The sequence below is a fragment of the Pseudoalteromonas sp. NC201 genome, assembly GCF_002850255.1.
Classification (GTDB): domain Bacteria; phylum Pseudomonadota; class Gammaproteobacteria; order Enterobacterales; family Alteromonadaceae; genus Pseudoalteromonas.
Window position 1 is genome coordinate 2,512,424 of record NZ_CP022522.1, and the last position, 19,357, is coordinate 2,531,780.

Below are 19,357 nucleotides of genomic sequence, written 5' to 3' on the forward strand. Positions count from 1 at the left end.
CAAACCACAAAATAAAACAAGTTTTTAACAAAAAATTCATTATTTTGATAGCCGACTTCGCAAACCACTACTGCGACTTACACTTCGATTCATACCCTGCACTATCACTTTATATTGCGCCACCAATTCAAACTGCTGTTTAGCTCGGGTGATCCCAGTATAAATAAGCTGGCGATTTATCCCCTGCTGCGCACGTTGAATGGGTGGTAGTATCATTGCCGTGTAAGCAAACTCAGAGCCTTGCGATTTGTGGATCGTCATCACGTATACTCTATCAAAGCTCGGCAATCTGGCAGGATAAAAGCGCCTAACGCAGCCCTGTTCATCAATAAATGATGCCTGTAGCTCACCCTGTTCGTCGCGTAAAATGATCCCGATATCGCCGTTAAACAGTTTCAGCTGGTAATCATTTTGGGTGATCATAATGGGCATACCAACGTAAAACCGTCCTGTCGGTTGCACTAATCCCATTTGACTAAGCTTGAGCTCTATTCTGCGATTTAATTCGTTCACACCGTAAGGGCCTTCTCTCACGGCCGCAAGCAATTGATAACTGGCAAACTCGCTATGAATTATGGCTTCACTCTCACCATGATGAATGGCAAGCAGGTATCGCTGGTATTGCTCCGCCGCTCTGGCAATTAAGGCATTGTAGGTTTCACTATTTAATTCATGATGCTGTATATCGCTAAAACCTTGCCCCAGCACGCTGTCTAATTGCCGCTTATTGTTACTATTTACGGCAAATGCTAACTGACCTATCCCACTTCGACTGTCAAAACGGTGACTTTTTTGTAAAAACGCCAGATTATCTTCCAACATAAAGTCAGCGCTGGTATCACCCGACTCAGGCAGGTTTTGTTTACTCAACTCAGCTAGCTTTGCTTTCAGTGCCTGACTGTAATGTGGTGCTTGTCCAAGCGTTAAGTTTTCACATAGATCGCTGAGTACGTTACCGGTATCTACCGATGCGAGCTGATCTTTATCGCCGAGCAAAATAAGCCGTGCATGTTTTGGTAGTGCATCCACCAGCTTCGCCATAAGCGATAAGTCCACCATGGATGCTTCGTCAACAATCAGCACATCAACATGCAGCGGGTTATCTTGATTGTGACGATAGTGAACACTATTAGGAATAACGCCTAATAAGCGATGAATAGTTTGCGCCTGCTCCGGCAGTAAGTCGGCAAGCGCTGGCGGCAGGTTTAACCTCGCTTTCGCACCAATAATTGACTCACTGAGCCTCGCAGCCGCTTTGCCGGTTGGCGCCACTAGCTTGATGGTCAACGGCGCACTGTTATAAAGCGATTGTAAAATCGCAAGCAGTTTTGTGACCGTCGTGGTTTTTCCCGTACCGGGGCCGCCCGTGATGACACAAAATCGCTTAATGATAGCAAGCGTACAAGCCACTTTTTGCCAATCAATGTCTTCTTCACTGGCTGGAAAAAACGATGCCAACAGTGCACCCAGTTTTGCTTCGTCCAGCGTTACATCGGCTTTCGCCAACATTTCAAAGTGTCCCGCAAGCCTTGCTTCATAATTTGCTAATCTCGCCAAGTAGAGCTTATCAGCGTATAGCCGAAGCGGCTTATCTTCACCGACCGCAGGATGCTGTGCGAGCGCAGCAACGGCTATACCTGTGCTTGAAAATGGCGACAACTTTACAGATTCATCCGCAACCGCGTAGCTGAGCTCAAACGGATCCTGAAAATTAATACTGTCTAACTCTAAACAACTATGCTGACGTCCATGAGCGATTAATAATAGTAAAAATACATAGAAGTAATCGTCGTAGCCTTGCTGATTCAACAACTTGGCTAACGCGATATCGGCTTTACCAACTCGTTTGTGTTCAAGCAATAGCGCCTTGAAACCGTGATGGTCAAATGCCTCAAAGTCCATACTTAACTGGCTCATACAGACTCCTCAAATAATGCATCTAATTCTAATACCTGCTTTACGCTTAACTGATTGAAGAAAATCCCCTGATTGTCCGGTAATGCACGTAAGAACAAATAGTAGTTTCCACCTAAATGCTGCTCAGGGTTATAGTCCACGAGGCGCTGCTTTAACAAGCGGTGAAGTGCCACGGTATAAATCATATACTGTAAATGATACTGATGAGACGACATCGCAGCATTGAGGTTATCGTAGTGATAATCTTCTGGGCTATCGCCAAGGTAGTTGGACTTGTAATCGAGAACAAAAAACTGTCCTTGCCACTTGAAGATTAAATCAATAAACCCTTTCAACATGCCTGTCACATCATCAAAGTTTAAAAACGACTTTTGTCCAGTAATGTCACTGAGGATCTTGTTCAGCTTCACCGCACTGAGTGGTTTTAGTGGCAAGTAAAACTCCATTTCAACAATGCAGTCGTCCGGTGGCAGCACACCAAGTTGTAAATGAGGATGTGGCGCAAGAGATGCAGCCAAGCAGCTTGTTATCCAACGCTCAGCTGTCTCTTGCCATTCAGTCGCGATACCGAACTTATCCAAAGATTTAGTGATCGCTTCGGTCAGGGTATACTTATCTTCGTTTTTGGGGGAATGCGGCGCGGTAAAATCTATAAGCTCAAAGATTTCGTGCAAACAGCTGCCCGGCTTGGCCCCCTTAGGAAAAGTATAAGAGGTTTTTTCCCGCTCTTGGCGCTGCTCAGGCAAGTCCAGTAAATGGTTTTCGTCCACGGCCCCGGTTGGTTTATCACCATGATGCGTGTGGTAGCTTAGCTGGCTAAAGCTTGTGGTACGCCAATGTCGTTCAACCTGACCGCTGAAGGTTTTCGCAGACAGAGCTAAAGGCTTGTCTTCAAGTCTGGTGTTTATCGCTTGCTGTGGCGTGGTGATTTCATCTAATCTTACACATTCCATTGCCGCATGTGCTTTACATAACTGGCTTAAGGCACTTTGCCAAGCCTCGGCACTGTCGAAAGTTTCCGTGCCAAACAAGGCAAATCCTAAGGCCGTTTTGTGCAGTGCAGACTTTTTACTACGCCCTTGTTGAATGTCGTAAAGCCCAAGCTCGCAATAATGCACCGCTCGCGTCAGCGCAACGTAAAGTAAGCGAATATCCTCAGCCAGTCGTTCTTGCTCTGCTTTTTCTTTCGCGTCATCACTGGCTTCAAGGTCGACAACTAACTTATCCCCTTGGTGATAAACTAACGTATCAGGCTCACGAAACCCAAGTGCAAATGGCATAAAGACAATCGGATACTCCAAACCTTTTGATGCGTGCATGGTCACAATTTTCACCAAATTGGCATCGCTCTCTAAGCGAATTTGGCTGCTGCCACTCTGAGCATTATTTAGCTGCGATAAAAACCAACGTAACACACGACCCGTGCCATCAAGCTCTAATTGCTTATGCTGTAAAAGCTCAGCCAAATGACGGAAGTCAGTAAGCCAACGCTCCACTTCCATTCCCTGCTGCTGCCAAATCACTGGCAGCTCACAAGTTATCAATAAGTGTTCCAGCATCGCCATTGCACCAGAGCGATACCACAGCTGTGTTAACTCACTAAATAGCTGCAAATAACCTTGCCACTGCTGTTCATTAAACTGCAAGTCGTACAGTGCTTGGTTGTTTAAATAAAATAATGGTCCCGCAAGCACGCCTCTGAGCGCCGCTTCGTCGTAACTCCCGTGCAGTACATCAAGCAGTTGATACAACGCGATTGCTAGCGGCTGCCTAAATACACTATCTCTGGCAAGGTACACACTGGCAATATCGAGTTGATTTAAGGCTCGTTTTATCAAGCTCGCTTCTATGCGGTCGCGAACTAACACACAGATATCCGCTGGCACAACTGGGTTTTCGCCAATCTTCGCAACCCCCGACCGCCCTTGCTCGATAAGCGCTGCAACTCGACCAGCGAATGCTTGGCTTAGCCGCGCTTGCGCGGCGCTTTTGTTAAGCGCTTCATCCTCACTTGGTAATACACTAAAGCGCAGAGCTGACGACTTTTTAGACGCGATAGTAAATTGCGCATCCTCGGCTTTACCTTGCGCGCTCACCTCAATGAAAGGGATATCTTTATTGTAGATAAAACTATTGGGGTGACGAGTAAATATCGTATTCACTGCGGCAACCACATCACTATCGGAGCGATAATTGGTTGCAAGCGTATACTGCCTGTCTTGCGCAACTCCTTGCTTTGCACCGATATAAGTAAAAATATCCGCCCCGCGAAAGCCGTAAATGGCTTGTTTTGGGTCGCCTATCAAGGTTAATGCCGTATTTTCCTTTGCGTAAACTCGGCTGAAGATCCCATATTGTATGGGATCGGTATCCTGAAACTCATCTATCATAGCAACCGGATATTGCAGTGCGATTTTTTCGGCTAAGCGCTCACCACTATCGCCCATAAGCGCTTGATACAGCTGCTTAAGTAAATCGTCGGGAGAGATCAAGCCATATTCTTCTTTGTGGGCGTGAAGCAAAGCTCTTACCTCAGTCACCGCTTGTTGCACTAACGCGAATTTAAGCCCACTCCCGACCAATTGGTGGAGCTCTGCCAAGGTATCAAAGTGACGAATAAGTTCGTGCTCCAGCGGCGTTGTATTCTTTTTATATTGAGCAACATCAGCAAGGCTTTCACTGCCCCAAAGTCCAAACGAGTGATTGCTGCTACCAAACTCAAACCACCACTGCTCACTGTTGACATAATTCTCAAGAGCTTGAAGGTTATCCTTTCGCCCTGGTGCACGATTGCCTGCCAGCCCCGATTTTTTCAACACATTGATGTAGTCAGTTTTGACTATTTCGGCCTTTAGCCACAGTGCTAATGTTTGGTATTTTTCACGTGCGGCAAACACTGCATCTAAGGAAACAGAGGGTTTAATTTCGGCATTTTCTCTTGCTAATAACGGTCTAACTTGCTTCGCCAGTGCATAAGGCGTAGCAAATTGCTCTATCACAGCCTGTGTTTTTTCTGTGTCTAGCGGGTAGACAAAACGTCGCCAATGATCTGCCATCGCGGCATCAATCAGCTCGCTCTCATCGAGAATAAATTCGAGGTTAAATGCCACCTTAGACTCAAAAGCGTGTTGCTTCAGCATTCTTTGGCAAAAGCCATGAATGGTGAATATCGCGGCCTCATCCATTGACTTAGCGGCAGCATCAAGGAGATCAAAGGCGCGCTTTTTATCTTCAATTTGCGCCAAAATGGCATTGATCAGTTCATCTTTACAGACTTCACCTAGTAGCACGTCTCGAGCTTGAATAATGCGTTTTCTCACTCGGTCTTTGATCTCTTGTGTTGCCGCTTCTGTGAAAGTTACCACTAAGATTTGTTCAACGCTTAACGGCTCATGTTGTTGATCAGAAGTGCGCAAGCCTAGTAAATAACGCAGATATAAACCGGTGATGGTGTAAGTTTTCCCCGTGCCTGCACTGGCTTCAATTAGGTTTTGGCCACTTAAAGGCATAGTAATGGGGTTAAGCATCTCCATGACGTACCTCCTCAGCGGCATTAAGAATAGGTGTTAACAAAGTAAGGCTAAGTGCGCAAAAACGCGCTTCATGAGCTGACAAATCGCTAAAGCATAGTTGAACATAGGGATCTTCTCCCTCTCCTCGACCAACATATTGCGGCTTAAATTTATATGCGGCCTTTTTAATATCCTGTGTCTTGGCGTATTCCATGCTAGAACTTGGGAAAAATGCCACAGGTTCGCTCAGCGCTTGTTTATAAAAAGCCAGCCACTGCTCCAAATATTGCTGAGCTTGTGGTTGTGAAATAGCGGTAAAGTGCACGCTTTGATCTAGCCCAACAATATAAGTCGTGACTTCATGCCCCATTACGCAAGCCGCGCAGTGATGTAAAAACCCTTTAATTAAATCTTTCGCTTTAATACTGGCGCTGCGATAGTACACTTGCCTGTTTTCATACACACAATCAAGCCAGCCAACCAGCAAATGCTCTGCAATACCAAGTTTTAGCTCTAGAGGCTCCTTTGCTTCATTAAGCAAAGGCGTTAGTACCTTAACCATAGGTTCAACGCGGGTCAGCAGCCCCTCTAGCTGTAGTTTGCCGATGTTCGCTTGTGGCAGCGAGCCTCGTTGTAAAATCTGTTCAAGATTTAAGGACCGTTGTTGTAGCTGAGCATCCAGCACTTCATCTAAATATTGATAGCGCTCCAATGCATCTAAGGCGAAAGGCTCTTCATCAAGTGTTAACGCTTCTATTGGTTTGAGTTTAATGCCCAGCGCTTGCTGATAAAATAACTTTTGCGGCTCGCAAACGCCTCGCAGCAAATCGCTAAACTCAATTTCTGCGTCTAAAACTGGTACTAACGGTTTTACCTCATCAGCATGCGCCGCCCTATGCTGCCAAAGCCAAGTACGATTGTAGCTCTGTAGTGAGCCCGCTTTAAAATGTTCGGGATTAAAAGGTTGTAATGGCAGCTGTGAAGTTAATCGAGTGACTAAAGACTGCTTTGGCATGTCTTCGAAGTAAAAGCTGCGATCTAAATATTCTGTCAATTCGCTGACTAAAACGGATGGCACTTGGGCTTCGTTGTTAAAACAAGAGCGGCCAATATAACTGATATACAAGTTTTCTCGAGCACTGAGTAAGGCTTCTAAGAACAAGTATCTGTCGTCTAGTTTTCGTGAGCGATCGCCTTTACGTCTCGTGGAGTGTGCGACTAAATCAAAACCAATAGGCTGCACGGTACGAGGATAGTCCGCGTCATTTAGACCAAGCATACACACCACTTTAAATGGAATAGCACGCATCGGCATCAGCGTACAAAAGTTTACCGCTCCGGCTAAAAAGCGCTGCCCAACCCCTTTTTCTCTGACGCCTTGCTTAACCAAATACGCTAATATTTTTGCTGAGACTGGCGCTTGAATATCGCCATTTTCCTGGTGTTTTTCGATATTCTCTATAATCTGCTCAAGCTTAAGTAAATCCCAACTCTGTTCAGATTCTGACGAGTAAAATAGCGCCATGGCTTCACGTAGAATTGCTGCGAAGTTCGTTAAGGTCTTTTCGCTGCTGAGTTGTAGTTTTAACCAAATCAGCGCATCAACAAAGCCGATAAGCTTGTTAAGTACCGCCACCGACATACCTTCGACTTCATCAGCAGGATAAATGGAAGCGAACGGCGTCTGTTCATCGTTTGTTGCAACCCCTAAGAGCAAACGGTTGAGTCCATGCTGCCACGTATTTAGTGGTATTTTTGGCAAGCCATATTCGCTTTTATGGCTGTCGTTTAGGCCCCATTTAACACTGACCTGATCAAGCCAATAGCGAATTAAGTCAAACTCATGGCTTTCAAGGTTAAACTGTTCGGCGATCGGCGCAACGCCCAGCAAATCGAGAATATCCGACACGCAAAAACGGTTATTGGGTAAGTCTGTCAATGTCACAAAAGACGTTAAAATAGGCCGCTCTTGCTCAATTGCAAGATCAGAAATCGCATAGGGGATCCGCAGATTGTCTTCACTACTGTCAAACACAGCTTTAATAAATGGCGAATAGGTGCCCACATCAGGCATCATGACGATAATGTCTTTAGGCGTCAGACTAGGGTTTTGTTCAAACTGATTGAGTAAATAATCATGGAGCCGCTCGACCTCACGCAGTGGCGTATGGCAATCCTGAAAAACGATACTGGTATCATCGGCCATAATGGGTAACTTGCCCTGCTGCGAAACAAACCAATTTGGATCAGCAGTTAACGACTCTCCTTTAAATGCCAACTGGTAGATCTCTTGCTGAACCTGACCAAGCAGACTGTCATCAAACGCGTCATCAAATCCATCAATCCAACTGGCATCAAGCTGCAATAATTGCTCAAAATAGTCACGCCCGAGCTTTCCCCATGAAGAGAGTAGTGGATTGCCAACGTAATAATACTCGCCGTCTTTCGCTTCGAGCTCTGGCATTTTGGCGTATTTTGCGGCGACTTTAGCTCGAGTCTTCTCATCGACTAAATCTCCCCAGTAGTGTTCACTAGGGTTAAAAAAGAATAAAAATACATTCGTTTTTTGGCCAAGCGATTGAAAAATATCAAGTTGGCTGGTTGATATTGCCGACAATCCAAATATACAGATCCGCTCGGGAAGCTTGCCCCTTGGTGCATTGGCCAGCCCTTGCAGTAACTTATCGTGCATGTTGGCACGGTGATATGGACTTTGTTCAAGCGCTTCAACATGGCTAACTAAGCGACGCCAGAGATCAGGCTGCCAAGGCGCGATGGCTTCAACATCCACATCGTTCAGCGTATCTTGGCCCTGATCCCAAAGCTCAATCCACTGGGGGCGATACATTAAATATTGGTCAAAAACGTCGGCAATTTTTTCACACAACGCAAAGAGTTTAATTCCTGAAGGGTCGTCATCTAAATAGTGCTTAAGCGCAATATATTGAGGCTTATCAATGCAGCCGGGTAATAGCGTAAATAGTTTCCAAGTCATATTGCCTTTATTAAAAGCGGATTCCTTGGGAACATCATCAATGAAATTTTGATATAGCTTCCAAATGAAGCTAGATGGTAATGGAAAGTCGACTTGTGCACTTATCCCTATGTGTTGACTCATGCCTAGTTTGAGCCATTCAGACATACCAGGAGATTGTACTAACACCACTTCTTTTGCAAAAGGATTTGCGAGCGGTGCCGATTTTATGAGTGTGCAGAGTTGTGCCTGCAAGATTTCCATTCGATTCGATTGGATGATGTGTAACATGTTGTCTGCCATGCAGTTTAACGCTGTATTAAGTGTATCGGAATCTTCCTATAAGCGGTAGTTATTGAAGTTATTGCGAGTGCGCTTGAGTAGAAAATCAACAACCGCCGCTTCTCAGAAACACTTTTATACCTATTTAACCTGAGTTTCGTATAATTAATGCCTTTCTAGCAGAAAGTTTTAGCGCTAACTACATTGCATTCACTTGTTCTAAATGAGAAGTTTTTAACACAGCTAGCGTCAGATTTAATCCCTCAAATTGAGCACCTTATTAAACCAAATTGGTATTAGAACAAATCTATATCAGAGCTCTCTTCCGGCGCTTCAATTTTATGCTCAGACAGCAACGCTTCGTAAAAACAAAGCATATCGCGACCGTTATCTTTTGCGTAATAAAGTGCTTTGTCGGCATTTTCAAGCACAGTGATAGGGAAATCATATGGACTAATGCGAGACATTCCAACACTGACGGTGAGCTTTTTTACGAATGGAAAGTGAGTATTTCGTACCAACTCCATAAACTCGTCCATCTTAGCTTTTATCGAATCGTAATCGGTTGGCTCAAAGACCAGTACAAATTCTTCGCCACCGAAGCGAAACAATAAGTCTGTGGATCGAAAAAACTGACGCATACGCTGCGCTAATAACAGTAAAACTTCATCTCCGCATACATGTCCATAGTTATCGTTGACTTTTTTGAAGTGATCGATATCCATGATAGCAAGCCAGGAGGTTGCGCCTTTATGAACCGAGCGCACATCACCATGCCATACCGTTTTGTGTTGTTTGATAACTTGCTTTTCAATCAGTTGTTTTAAGCGTTTTTCAAAGGTTTGACGGTTCAGTAGTCCGGTGAGTTTATCACGCTCGTTTTCGTGAAGAATGGTGAGATAATTTTCAAAAATGCGGCAAAATGCATTAAGTAGTACTTGATCTGCACTCGACAAGCCCGTACTGATAACCGCTATTGCACCAACCGGCTTTTCCTGAAGGCTGATTGGCACCCAACGATGCTCAGTGCCATCTTTCGCTTGTACCGTAATGATACAGGCCGACTGCAAGCAAGAAATTAATTCCTTATCTGGCTCTTTAACTAGGCTTCGCTCTTCCCAATCAAATTCCTTATCGGAGAGTTTTCTTAAGAGCAGGCTTCTCTCTATCGCGATCTCTCCAGGAACGAGCAAGTCCTTATAGACAGCGACCTCTTTACAGCCTATGAACTCTTGAATAGTAGATACTAAGCTATATTCAAGAGAATCAACGTCTCTCGTTTTTGTTATTTTGATAACGGAATTTAGTAAATCTTCTTGCATGTCCGACGCACTCACAACTGCATTGCTGGCATATTATTACACACTTAGCGAACAAATAAACTCCAAAGTACTCCTTTATTCCTATCAATGTTAAAAAATAAGCTACAATCCAGTTGATTATTAATTAGCAAATACTTGAGGGTTAAACACTTAACTGCTCTCAAGCTTAATTGATAAAGATGACAACTTTTGCATCAAAAGTTTTCGCTTTACCACTGACGCCTGATTTAAGCTTATGCAATGTACAAAAAAATGCCAAACTTAAGTGTTTGGCATTGCTATAAATCCATACTTATGGATTGGTTTTAGTCTAATGTTGCAAGCATAGACTCATCATACTCTTTCACGGCTTGACCAGCTTGCACCTTCTCCACATAATCAGGATTAGCAATAAACGGCCTACCAATGGCTAATAAGTCAAATTGTTGGTTTTGGATAGCCTCAGCACCTGATTCAGCCGTATAACTCCCCACACCTACTAACGTCCCTTTATAAATGCTGCGTAAGTAAGCTGAAGCACTGCCGCCCAAATAATCAAACTCCATTGCATCGTCGAAAATGCCCAGATGCAGATAGGCTAAGTTGCGACTGTTTAACGCTTTAAGTAGGTAGTCAAATACCGCTCTGTCTCTTTGGTCGCCATCCATATTGAAGTAAGCACCCGGTGACACTCTCAGACCCACTCTGTCGGCACCAATACGCTCAGCGATAGCATCTGTCACCTCCAAAGCAAATCGGCTCATATTTTCTGGTGTTTGACCATACTCATCGGTACGCTGATTCGCAGCGTAATGTAAAAACTGGTCAATTAAATAACCATTGGCACCGTGAATTTCAACCCCATCAAAACCTGCTTTTATCGCGTTTGCTGCCGCTTGGGCATAGTCGGCAATGAGTTTTGTAATATCTTCCTTCGTCGCCGCTTTTGGCGTTTGGTAGGTTAAATCACGCATTCTTGGAATTGAACCTTCGATACCAATAGCCGACGGTGCTAAAACTTCTCCGTCAAAAAAGTACGGGTGCGCCACACGCCCAACGTGCCACAATTGCGCAAACATTTTCCCCCCCTCAGCGTGTACAGCATCGGTTACTTTTTTCCACCCTGCAATTTGTGCTTGTGTAAACAAACCTGGTGTATTCGGGTAGCCTTGCCCATCAGGACGAATAATCGTCGCTTCACTAATGATTAATCCTGCTTTGGCTCGCTTAGCATAGTACTTCACCATGTCATCGGTAGGAACTAAATCGTCGTCTGCCATACAGCGCGTCAATGGCGCCATCAAGATGCGATTATTGAGTGATATCGTGTTATTTAGCTTAACATTTTCAAAAAGTACCTGTGGCATGCGTGTCTCTCCATATTTGAATATACATTCAAGATATGGATTCTTGAATCATTATTCAAGTTAAACCTTTACATTTTTTTCATTGTTATCAAAAATAGGGGTGAAGTATTGGTATAATGACGGCGTTTAAACCCATTTGGTGCACTTAGGAAATCGATGAGAACAGCAGAGTTTGATAGAGAAACCGTACTGAGAAATGCCATGCAAGCATTTATGACTTATGGCTACAACAAAACCAGTATGCCCAAACTGACCGAAGTCACCGGACTCCATCCGGGTTCTATCTACTGTGCGTTCAAAAATAAAAAAGGTTTGCTATTAGCCGCCATAGATCAATATCAAGCAGACCGACGAGTGCATTATCAACAGCTGTTCGAAAACAGCACTAGCCTTCGCTGCGCACTTGAGCGATTCTTACAAGATCTCGTCGGTGAGTGTTTGGGCGACGAGTCAAAGAAAGTGTGTTTGCTCACCAAAACGCTTAATGAAATTGGCGAGCAGGATGCGGAAATTCAAACGGCACTCAGCGCTAACTTGCACCAATTTGAATCACTGATCAGGCAACAATTTTTAATGGTTTGGCCCGATAGTGAAGCATTAAGTGAAGATGAAGCCACAAAGAGAGCGCGTTTTTTCATTATGTCTGTATATGGTATTCGGACTTATGCAGCGACTCAGTGCGACAGCTCACACCTAAATGCGCTGGCGGATAGGTTATTGGAAGTCTCTATTTAAATATTTATTCATCAGCATAGCGTGTATTTTCATCGATACTTTTCGTACAAGGAGTCAATTGAGTATTCAAACAGCGCTTTTATGTGATTTTTAGCTTCTGGAATCGAGACAAGCTCAAAATCGAGGGAAGCTGATTTACCACCAAATAGTCCAAAAGCAGCTGGCTTAGACACAACATCCAAAGTTAGTAATCCGCGATTATTTTCTATTGGTGTCAATTGGTAAGACGCGTACTTACCGCCTTCATTTCCAAGTATAAAAAAGAACCCGCCACCTTCCCCAAGTGCCTCAAACAATTCCAATTCTTTGTCCCAAGGGTAATGATCAATAACATCCCAAGCCTCACGATAAGATTGTAATTTTTTTTCATAATTGATGAGCTCAGTGCCACCGTCACGGTGTTGATAATAGACTTTAACTCGTCTCATTAAATTTTCCTTATCCACTAACATCACATTTTTTGAGAATTTGCTGCCGTAGAAAAACCTTCAGCAGCTTAGTTGACATACTCTACATTTGCGCCGCAAATACGTCATGTATTTTCTCTCGCGTTAGTTGGTTGAAATCACCGTCATGATAGTTTTCGACATATTCAATAAAGGCGCTTGGAGTGATAGTAATAGCTGACAGAAGCCAGCTCGAACCGTCATCTTCATCATTATTAAACTCTACAGCTCCCCGAGACCAAGTCGCTTCATTATCAAGTCGCCAAATGCAAAACGTGACCTCTTCTATTTCGAAAGCCTCGTCATTCAGTACTTCCAACAGCTCTGTCGGCGTTCCCTCGTACATCCCAAGCCGTACACCGTACTCTTCTTGAGCATGAGGGCTAACTTCCGACTCATGATCGAACCCCTTGATAAGGATCGACTCGTCTTTGATCACAACAACAATATTGTCGCCGCCCCCATTTTCGTAAGTCGCGATATCAATACCAGAGGCCCAATTTTCGGTATAAGTAAAACAGCGCAAATACTCATCATCAGAGATTTCAATATCTAATGCCGCACTGGCCTTAAGAGCCAACTTCAATTCCTTATTTGATATTTTGTTGAGTTCCATCTTTTTTTCTCTAAGTTGGAGGTGAGTTATTATGTAATTTAGCACTTTCTAAGGTCTAAATTATGATGAGTGTCGCTGCTTTTTTGACTTTCAGAGTCAACTTCCGGAGCAGCTTAATTATGCTACTATCGAGCTTATAGTAAAATCCTAATAGGAACGCAGAAATTTCTCCTAATGCTTCAGGGGATTTGACTATATCTTATGACTAAGAGCGGATGTTTTAGCACCAATAATACATCATGTAAATGCATCAAGTAGTCTCAACTATATAAAACCAAACAGAGAGAAAAATGTTTCTTTCTACTATTTTACTAACGAATGCTGACTTAACCCTTCATATAAGAAAGGGTTAAGTAAGCACAGGGACAGACAATATGGATATATCAAATACCCAATGGCATGCTAAAACCAAAGCTTCGCCTGCTACCTCATATCGTTCGAATACGGATACCAACCAGAACAATGCACGCAATACACAGGTGTCTGTTTCTTCATTGGCTGTGAAACTAAAAGAAGCACAACAGGCGATTGACGCAGCTCGTTTAAATCAGCAATCATTTCCACAGAATAACAACGTTTTAACGTGGCAAGCGCAAAGCAATCAAGAAAAGATTAATTCGGCTAAGTGGGAGTTTGAGCAACTGTCCAAACCTCAACTGGAGACTATCGCCATGGATCCCAGTAATACCTTTTCAAAAGCAGAGAAGACTGCTGCTTACGAAAAGTGGCATGCACTTGATCAACGAGCGTTGTCTGAGCTGAAGCGGAACGCCCTCAATGATGATAATGCAATGACATCATTTGAAGCTGCGCTATACACACATAGCCAGACATTCTCAGAACTCGGTAAAGCTATGCTCCCTGATGATTATCTTTCGCAAGCACAGTCACACTTCGAGTCAGCGCTCCAAGACATGAACTTATCAGCGCATACAATGAGCAATCAAGCTGAGCATTACTATAGCCTAATGGTTACAGATCTGTTTGCTGGCAATGAACCTAAAGTGCACAATGGCGCTGAAGGGATGTCTTCACATAACTTAGAACGCAGCAACTATGACTTCTTGACTCATAAAGGCAGATTTATGCTGGCTGATATGTATGAATATGCAGAGAAAAGTGGCATAGATTTCGAGTATATTCAAAAACTTGCTAGTGACATAGGAAACTACCGACGACATGATGACGGCAAATTACTCAGTAATTTCAACGAGGGGCATTTTAATACCGAAGGCCAAAAGCTCACTGTCGGATTTACGCAAAGAGATCAAGCCTCTATAGATCGCCTGATGAATAATGGTGCACTATCTTCCAGTGCTCTGGACGCGGGCTTTGTATCTTTTATCACAGACCCAGGCCTTGGCGCACTCTCTCACCAAGGCAGCTACCAGTTTCTGGCACATATAGCAGAAGTAACAGCCGGTATTGCGACCAGTGACTCAGCAACGGAATTTAAAACGTTCACCGAGGCAAGTAGCATCAACGATGCGCTATGTCATGACCCAATCTGAAGAAAGTATTTCCCTCCCAGAACCGGATGTGACATGCAAAAACGGGGTCTGTGAGGTAACCGAAAAAGGACGGAAAAATGGCGTAACCTCAACGCAAAATACTCAAGTGCTCGCACCGCCTATTGAGTTCAAGCCCGCTCAATTTGATACCCTACTCCACCTACAAACCGACCCCGATACTCAGAAATCAGTCTGGTTCGAATGGCTTTTAGAAAAGTAATTTTTAAACTTAAAGTGGGCGTTTCGTATTTTTGTAAATAAGATAGCGAAGTTATCTCCACCTTATGTTCGTTTGACTTAATATCTATCGCTGAGACATTTAAGTTAAAATAAATCATAGATACCCACCTCAAATTCGGATGGCTGTGCTGTCTGCAACTCCAACCGATAATCTAAGGCTAAATGCACAAGCAAAGATATTTTAAATAAAAATGACGTAAGCCAGAATGGCTTTCGAAGATGCGCTGTATTTAGGAAATAAAAACGAAGTTTAGGGTTTTCATAACCCCAAAATGTCCCCAAAAGTACAAACGGATTTTAGTAGGTAATTGATTTGAATAAAGAAGGAATGGCGGAGAGAGAGGGAGTCGAACCCTCGATACGCTATAAACGTATACACGAGTTCCAGTCGTGCGCCTTAAGCCACTCAGCCATCTCTCCGCACTGAATTGCGGGGCTAATACTATGAAAAGCCTCGCACTTTATCAAGCAGTTTTTTGCTTTTAGGATTTATTTGTCTATTAATCCTACTATTTCTGCAAGGATGCAGAAAAATCTAGCATGCGATTTAGCGAACGTAGTGCGCCTTCACGCAATTCCATATCAACGAAGACTTCTTTGCCCTGTGGGCTGATAAGCGCTTCTTCAATTGCCTGTAGGCCATTCATTGCCATCCAAGGGCAATGGGCACAGCTACGACATGTAGCGCCTTCACCGGCGGTTGGTGCTTCGAAGAACTCTTTCTCAGGGCAAAGTTGCTGCATTTTGTAGAAAATACCGCGATCGGTGGCAACGATAAACTTCTGATTATCCATTTCTTGCGCAGCTTTAATTAACTGACTCGTTGAGCCTACTGCATCTGCTAAGTCTACGATTTCCGCAGGAGACTCAGGGTGAACCAGTACCGCAGCGTCAGGATGTAGCTGCTTCATGTCTTTAAGGGCTTTGGTTTTAAATTCATCATGAACGATACACGCACCGTTCCACATGATCATATCGGCGCCTGTTTTCTTTTGAATATAAGAACCCAAGTGCTTATCCGGACCCCAGATAATTTTTTCACCTTGCTCATCAAGGTGCTCAACAATCTCAAGCGCGCAAGAAGAGGTGACAATCCAATCCGCTCTTGCTTTTACCGCAGTTGAAGTATTGGCGTATACCACTACTTTTCTGTCTGGGTATTGATCACAAAACGCAGAAAACTCGTCGATAGGGCAACCTACATCCAACGAGCAAGTTGCTTCGAGTGTTGGCATCACAACGGTTTTGTGCGGTGTCAATATTTTTGCCGTTTCGCCCATAAAGCGCACGCCGGCTACGATGATCATGTCTTTGTCTTCTTGCTTAGCGCCAAAGCGTGCCATTTCTAATGAATCAGCAACACAGCCGCCAGTTTCTTCAGCAAGTGCTTGGATCTCAGGATCAGTATAATAGTGGGCAACCAGTACCGCATTCTTTTCAACTAATAGCGCTTTGATACGCGCTTTATACTCTGCTTTTTCTTCAACGGTAAGAGGGGCAGGTTTTGGAGGGAAGATATAATCTTCCGGCATAATACGTTCAGCTAGACTCATTTCTCGACCACTAGTCCACATTGCATAATTAGGTGGAATTATACGAAAAATACAGGGGTAATCCTAGCGAATGTTTAGCTCTAAATGGCGAGTTTAAGAAAGTATTTTGAATAATATATGAAGAATAAGAGGATGGTGGGTCATGATGGACTCGAACCATCGACCAATGGATTAAAAGTCCACTGCTCTACCAACTGAGCTAATGACCCGCTCAAGCATTAAAAGTGCCATTAATTCATCCTGAAGAGGTGTTCTGGCTCGTCGTCCTGACTCGCGTTCAAAAAGCTGCGAAGCGATGCTCCGGTCTTTTTTCACCCAACTGAGCTAATGACTTGCTCAAAACTGAATTAGTATGCTTGTAAAGTGGTGGGTCATGATGGACTTGAACCATCGACCAATGGATTAAAAGTCCACTGCTCTACCAACTGAGCTAATGACCCGCTCAAGCATTAAAAGTGCTATTAATTCATCCTGAAGAGGTGTTCCGGCTCGTCGTCCTGACTCGCGTTCAAAAAGCTGCGAAGCGATGCTCCGTTCTTTTTTCACCCAACTGAGCTAATGACCCGCTCAAAATTGAATTCGTATGCTTGTAAAATGGTGGGTCATGATGGACTCGAACCATCGACCAATGGATTAAAAGTCCACTGCTCTACCAACTGAGCTAATGACCCGCTCAAGCATTAAAAGTGCCATTGATTCATCCTGAAGAGGTGTTCCGGCTCGTCGTCCTGACTCGCGTTCAAAAAGCTGCGAAGCGATACTTCGGTTTTTTTTCACCCAACTGAGCTAATGACCCGCTCAAATATGAATTATAAAGCTTGTAAAGTGGTGGGTCATGATGGACTTGAACCATCGACCAATGGATTAAAAGTCCACTGCTCTACCAACTGAGCTAATGACCCGCTCAAGCATTAAAAGTGCCATTAATTCATCCTGAAGAGGTGTTCCGGCTCGTCGTCCTGACTCGCGTTCAAAAAGCTGCGAAGCGATGCTTCGGTCTTTTTTCACCCAACTGAGCTAATGACCCGCTCAGAATCGAATTCGCAAGCTTATTAAGTGGTGGGTCATGATGGACTCGAACCATCGACCAATGGATTAAAAGTCCACTGCTCTACCAACTGAGCTAATGACCCGCTCAAAATCGAATTCGCAAGCTTATAAGTGGTGGGTCATGATGGACTTGAACCATCGACCAATGGATTAAAAGTCCACTGCTCTACCAACTGAGCTAATGACCCGCTCAAAATCGAATTCGCAAGCTTATAAGTGGTGGGTCATGATGGACTCGAACCATCGACCAATGGATTAAAAGTCCACTGCTCTACCAACTGAGCTAATGACCCGCTCAAACATGAATTCTAAAGCTTATAAGTGGTGGGTCATGATGGACTCGAACCATCGACCAATGGATTAAAAGTCCACTGCTCTACCAACTGAGCTAATGACCCACTTAACGCAGCAGTTTTTTGTTACCAATCGCCTGCTGCGGGCGCTTATAATACTTATTTAAATTTTGAGTGCAACTGAAATAGCTAGTTTTTTTCACTTTTTATGACTAAGCGCCTAATTTTAAGGCACTCAGCTCAAAAAGTGATAACTACATCTTCGCTAAACGCTCTGTTGCCAATTTTGCAGGCGTCGTACTTGGATACTCCTTAATCAATTTATTAAGGAGTGTCTTCGCTTCTGCTGCTTGTCCCTGTTTATGTATAATAGTACCCAGCTTTAACATCGCTTCTGGACGTTTATTCGATTCAGGGAAATTATCAACAACGGTTGCGAAATGAGACTTAGCTTTACCATCGTCAGATTTTATTAAGAATAGCTGACCTAACCAGTAATGCGCGTTCGGCACATATACTGAGTTTGGATACTGCTGCAAGAAACTTTGAAACTCAGGGATCGCCGCATCGTAGCGTTTATCCTTCATTATCATGTTTACAGTACGGTCGTACGCTTCATTCTCTGATAGATTACTGCTAAATGCTTGTTCGGGCGTGACATCTGGCGTTACCGCAGCAGTTGTTTTTGACTGGTCGTAAGCTTGGCTAACGCGATTTTCAATCTCTTGATACAGCTCACGTTGACGTTGTAGCACTTTTTCAAGCTTATAGCTTTGCTCTTCCGTCACACCGCGTACTTGGCTTACTTCTTCTTGCAGCAGATTAAGTTGTTGCTGTAACTCAGCCTGTAGCAAATTGCGAGTTCTCATCATACTCTCAAGTTGAGAGACACGTTCTTCCAGTGTTTGATTTGAATTTGCAGCTTCTGAAACAGGAGCGGGAGCAGCCCAAACTTGGGCGCTCCCGCTCATGAGTAAGAATGCTGCCAAAATAGTATTCGGCTTCATAATAACTCTTTCTTAGTACACCAATACCGCGCGGCGGTTCTTAGCGAATGCTTCTTCTGTACGTGACTTCACCAAAGGTTTCTCTTCACCGTAGCTCACTACAGAAATTTGGCTGTCAGAAACACCAAGGCTTTGAAGGTACTTAGCTACTGCCTTACCACGGCTTTCACCTAGCGCGATGTTGTACTCAGGCGTACCACGCTCGTCTGCGTGACCTTCTACTAGTACTTTCACACTTGGGTTTTTCACTAGGAAATCAGCGTGCGCTTGAAGTAATTCGGCGTACTTACTCTGAATAGTAGATTTATCGAAATCGAAGTATACGATCTGTTCTTGACGTAGTGCTTCGTATTTCTCTCGTAGTTTTTCTTCTGCTGATTTCTCACGAGAAATAGTGTTTACGTCAACAGTGTTATTATCTTGATTGGTTGCCGCTTGATTGCTTTCGCTCGCCGCGCCCTCGTCAACACTTGAAGATGAGCTACATGCTGCAAGTGTCATCACTGGCAACGCGACCATTAAGGCTTTTAGAGTTTTGTTAAGTTGCATCGAG

12 protein-coding genes and 9 tRNA genes are annotated in these 19,357 nt (G+C 43.9%); 2 read left to right on the plus strand and 19 right to left on the minus strand.

The genetic code is table 11. The features are described from left to right. Window positions 1-39 precede the first annotated feature (39 nt). The 5 genes from recD to PNC201_RS10675 all read right to left on the minus strand — a co-directional run bounded on the left by recD (window position 40) and on the right by PNC201_RS10675 (window position 11,353). Window positions 40-1,917 (minus strand): exodeoxyribonuclease V subunit alpha, encoded by a 1,878-nt coding sequence (gene recD / locus PNC201_RS10655; protein ID WP_102057027.1) that lies wholly within the window; start codon window positions 1,915-1,917, stop codon window positions 40-42. Next, window positions 1,914-5,450: an exodeoxyribonuclease V subunit beta gene (gene recB, locus PNC201_RS10660; protein ID WP_102057028.1), complete on the minus strand. Its 3,537-nt coding sequence runs from the start codon at window positions 5,448-5,450 to the stop codon at window positions 1,914-1,916. The genes recD and recB overlap by 4 nt, the downstream gene beginning before the upstream one ends. Next, window positions 5,437-8,694: an exodeoxyribonuclease V subunit gamma gene (recC, locus tag PNC201_RS10665; RefSeq protein WP_199539654.1), complete on the minus strand. Its 3,258-nt coding sequence runs from the start codon at window positions 8,692-8,694 to the stop codon at window positions 5,437-5,439. Before recC ends, recB begins: the two co-directional genes overlap by 14 nt. 287 nt (window positions 8,695-8,981) lie before the next feature. Further along, on the minus strand, window positions 8,982-10,007 hold the full coding sequence (locus PNC201_RS10670; RefSeq protein WP_010605111.1) for a GGDEF domain-containing protein: 1,026 nt from the start codon (window positions 10,005-10,007) through the stop codon (window positions 8,982-8,984). Window positions 10,008-10,312: 305 nt separating this feature from the next. Continuing rightward, window positions 10,313-11,353: an alkene reductase gene (locus PNC201_RS10675; RefSeq protein ID WP_102057030.1), complete on the minus strand. Its 1,041-nt coding sequence runs from the start codon at window positions 11,351-11,353 to the stop codon at window positions 10,313-10,315. A 156-nt stretch (window positions 11,354-11,509) separates the two neighbouring features. On the opposite strand from PNC201_RS10675, the gene PNC201_RS10680 reads away from it, so the two are divergent. After that, window positions 11,510-12,088 (plus strand): TetR/AcrR family transcriptional regulator, encoded by a 579-nt coding sequence (locus tag PNC201_RS10680; protein ID WP_010605113.1) that lies wholly within the window; start codon window positions 11,510-11,512, stop codon window positions 12,086-12,088. A 29-nt stretch (window positions 12,089-12,117) separates the two neighbouring features. Here the strand turns inward: PNC201_RS10680 and PNC201_RS10685 are convergent, their stop codons facing one another. Both PNC201_RS10685 and PNC201_RS10690 read right to left on the minus strand, forming a co-directional pair. Then, on the minus strand, window positions 12,118-12,516 hold the full coding sequence (locus tag PNC201_RS10685) for a hypothetical protein (protein WP_102057031.1): 399 nt from the start codon (window positions 12,514-12,516) through the stop codon (window positions 12,118-12,120). A gap of 82 nt (window positions 12,517-12,598) precedes the next feature. Further along, a complete protein-coding gene (locus PNC201_RS10690; protein WP_158299114.1) occupies window positions 12,599-13,114 on the minus strand; it encodes a hypothetical protein in 516 nt (171 codons plus the stop codon). Window positions 13,115-13,524: 410 nt separating this feature from the next. Here PNC201_RS10690 and PNC201_RS10695 point away from each other — a divergent pair, with 410 nt between their 5' ends. Next, the gene (locus tag PNC201_RS10695; RefSeq protein WP_102057033.1) at window positions 13,525-14,661 is read left to right on the plus strand and encodes a hypothetical protein; all 1,137 of its coding nucleotides are present in this window, start codon (window positions 13,525-13,527) and stop codon (window positions 14,659-14,661) included. A 569-nt stretch (window positions 14,662-15,230) separates the two neighbouring features. Here PNC201_RS10695 and PNC201_RS10705 read toward each other — a convergent pair. The 12 genes from PNC201_RS10705 to pal form a co-directional block, all read right to left on the minus strand. Further along, window positions 15,231-15,321 (minus strand) — tRNA-Ser (locus PNC201_RS10705). An 89-nt stretch (window positions 15,322-15,410) separates the two neighbouring features. Then, window positions 15,411-16,454 carry a quinolinate synthase NadA gene (nadA, locus tag PNC201_RS10710; RefSeq protein WP_010605119.1) on the minus strand — a complete coding sequence of 348 codons (1,044 nt, stop codon included), beginning with the start codon at window positions 16,452-16,454 and terminating at the stop codon, window positions 15,411-15,413. A 133-nt stretch (window positions 16,455-16,587) separates the two neighbouring features. After that, window positions 16,588-16,663: transfer RNA gene (locus PNC201_RS10715), tRNA-Lys, on the minus strand. 155 nt (window positions 16,664-16,818) lie between these two features. Next, window positions 16,819-16,894, minus strand: a tRNA-Lys gene (locus PNC201_RS10720). A 155-nt stretch (window positions 16,895-17,049) separates the two neighbouring features. After that, window positions 17,050-17,125, minus strand: a tRNA-Lys gene (locus PNC201_RS10725). 155 nt (window positions 17,126-17,280) lie between these two features. After that, window positions 17,281-17,356, minus strand: a tRNA-Lys gene (locus PNC201_RS10730). A gap of 155 nt (window positions 17,357-17,511) precedes the next feature. Then, window positions 17,512-17,587: transfer RNA gene (locus PNC201_RS10735), tRNA-Lys, on the minus strand. 29 nt (window positions 17,588-17,616) lie between these two features. Next, a tRNA-Lys gene (locus tag PNC201_RS10740) sits at window positions 17,617-17,692 on the minus strand. Between the two features lie 29 nt (window positions 17,693-17,721). Further along, window positions 17,722-17,797: transfer RNA gene (locus PNC201_RS10745), tRNA-Lys, on the minus strand. 29 nt (window positions 17,798-17,826) lie between these two features. Further along, a tRNA-Lys gene (locus PNC201_RS10750) sits at window positions 17,827-17,902 on the minus strand. A 149-nt stretch (window positions 17,903-18,051) separates the two neighbouring features. Next, window positions 18,052-18,804, minus strand: coding sequence for a tol-pal system protein YbgF (gene ybgF, locus PNC201_RS10755; protein ID WP_102057035.1), 753 nt, complete (start codon window positions 18,802-18,804; stop codon window positions 18,052-18,054). 12 nt (window positions 18,805-18,816) lie between these two features. Next, window positions 18,817-19,353, minus strand: a complete 537-nt coding sequence (gene pal / locus PNC201_RS10760; protein ID WP_010605122.1) for a peptidoglycan-associated lipoprotein Pal — start codon at window positions 19,351-19,353, stop codon at window positions 18,817-18,819. Window positions 19,354-19,357 lie beyond the last annotated feature (4 nt).

Bases quoted from the DNA above. Each gene is read 5' to 3' on its own strand.
- recD (WP_102057027.1), bottom strand. From the start codon at position 1,917: ATGAGCCAGTTAAGTATGGACTTTGAGGCATTTGACCATCACGGTTTC.
- recB (WP_102057028.1), bottom strand. From the start codon at position 5,450: ATGGAGATGCTTAACCCCATTACTATGCCTTTAAGTGGCCAAAACCTA.
- recC (WP_199539654.1), bottom strand. From the start codon at position 8,694: ATGTTACACATCATCCAATCGAATCGAATGGAAATCTTGCAGGCACAA.
- PNC201_RS10670 (WP_010605111.1), bottom strand. From the start codon at position 10,007: ATGCAAGAAGATTTACTAAATTCCGTTATCAAAATAACAAAAACGAGA.
- PNC201_RS10675 (WP_102057030.1), bottom strand. From the start codon at position 11,353: ATGCCACAGGTACTTTTTGAAAATGTTAAGCTAAATAACACGATATCA.
- PNC201_RS10680 (WP_010605113.1), top strand. From the start codon at position 11,510: ATGAGAACAGCAGAGTTTGATAGAGAAACCGTACTGAGAAATGCCATG.
- PNC201_RS10685 (WP_102057031.1), bottom strand. From the start codon at position 12,516: ATGAGACGAGTTAAAGTCTATTATCAACACCGTGACGGTGGCACTGAG.
- PNC201_RS10695 (WP_102057033.1), top strand. From the start codon at position 13,525: ATGGATATATCAAATACCCAATGGCATGCTAAAACCAAAGCTTCGCCT.
- nadA (WP_010605119.1), bottom strand. From the start codon at position 16,454: ATGAGTCTAGCTGAACGTATTATGCCGGAAGATTATATCTTCCCTCCA.
- ybgF (WP_102057035.1), bottom strand. From the start codon at position 18,804: ATGAAGCCGAATACTATTTTGGCAGCATTCTTACTCATGAGCGGGAGC.
- pal (WP_010605122.1), bottom strand. From the start codon at position 19,353: ATGCAACTTAACAAAACTCTAAAAGCCTTAATGGTCGCGTTGCCAGTG.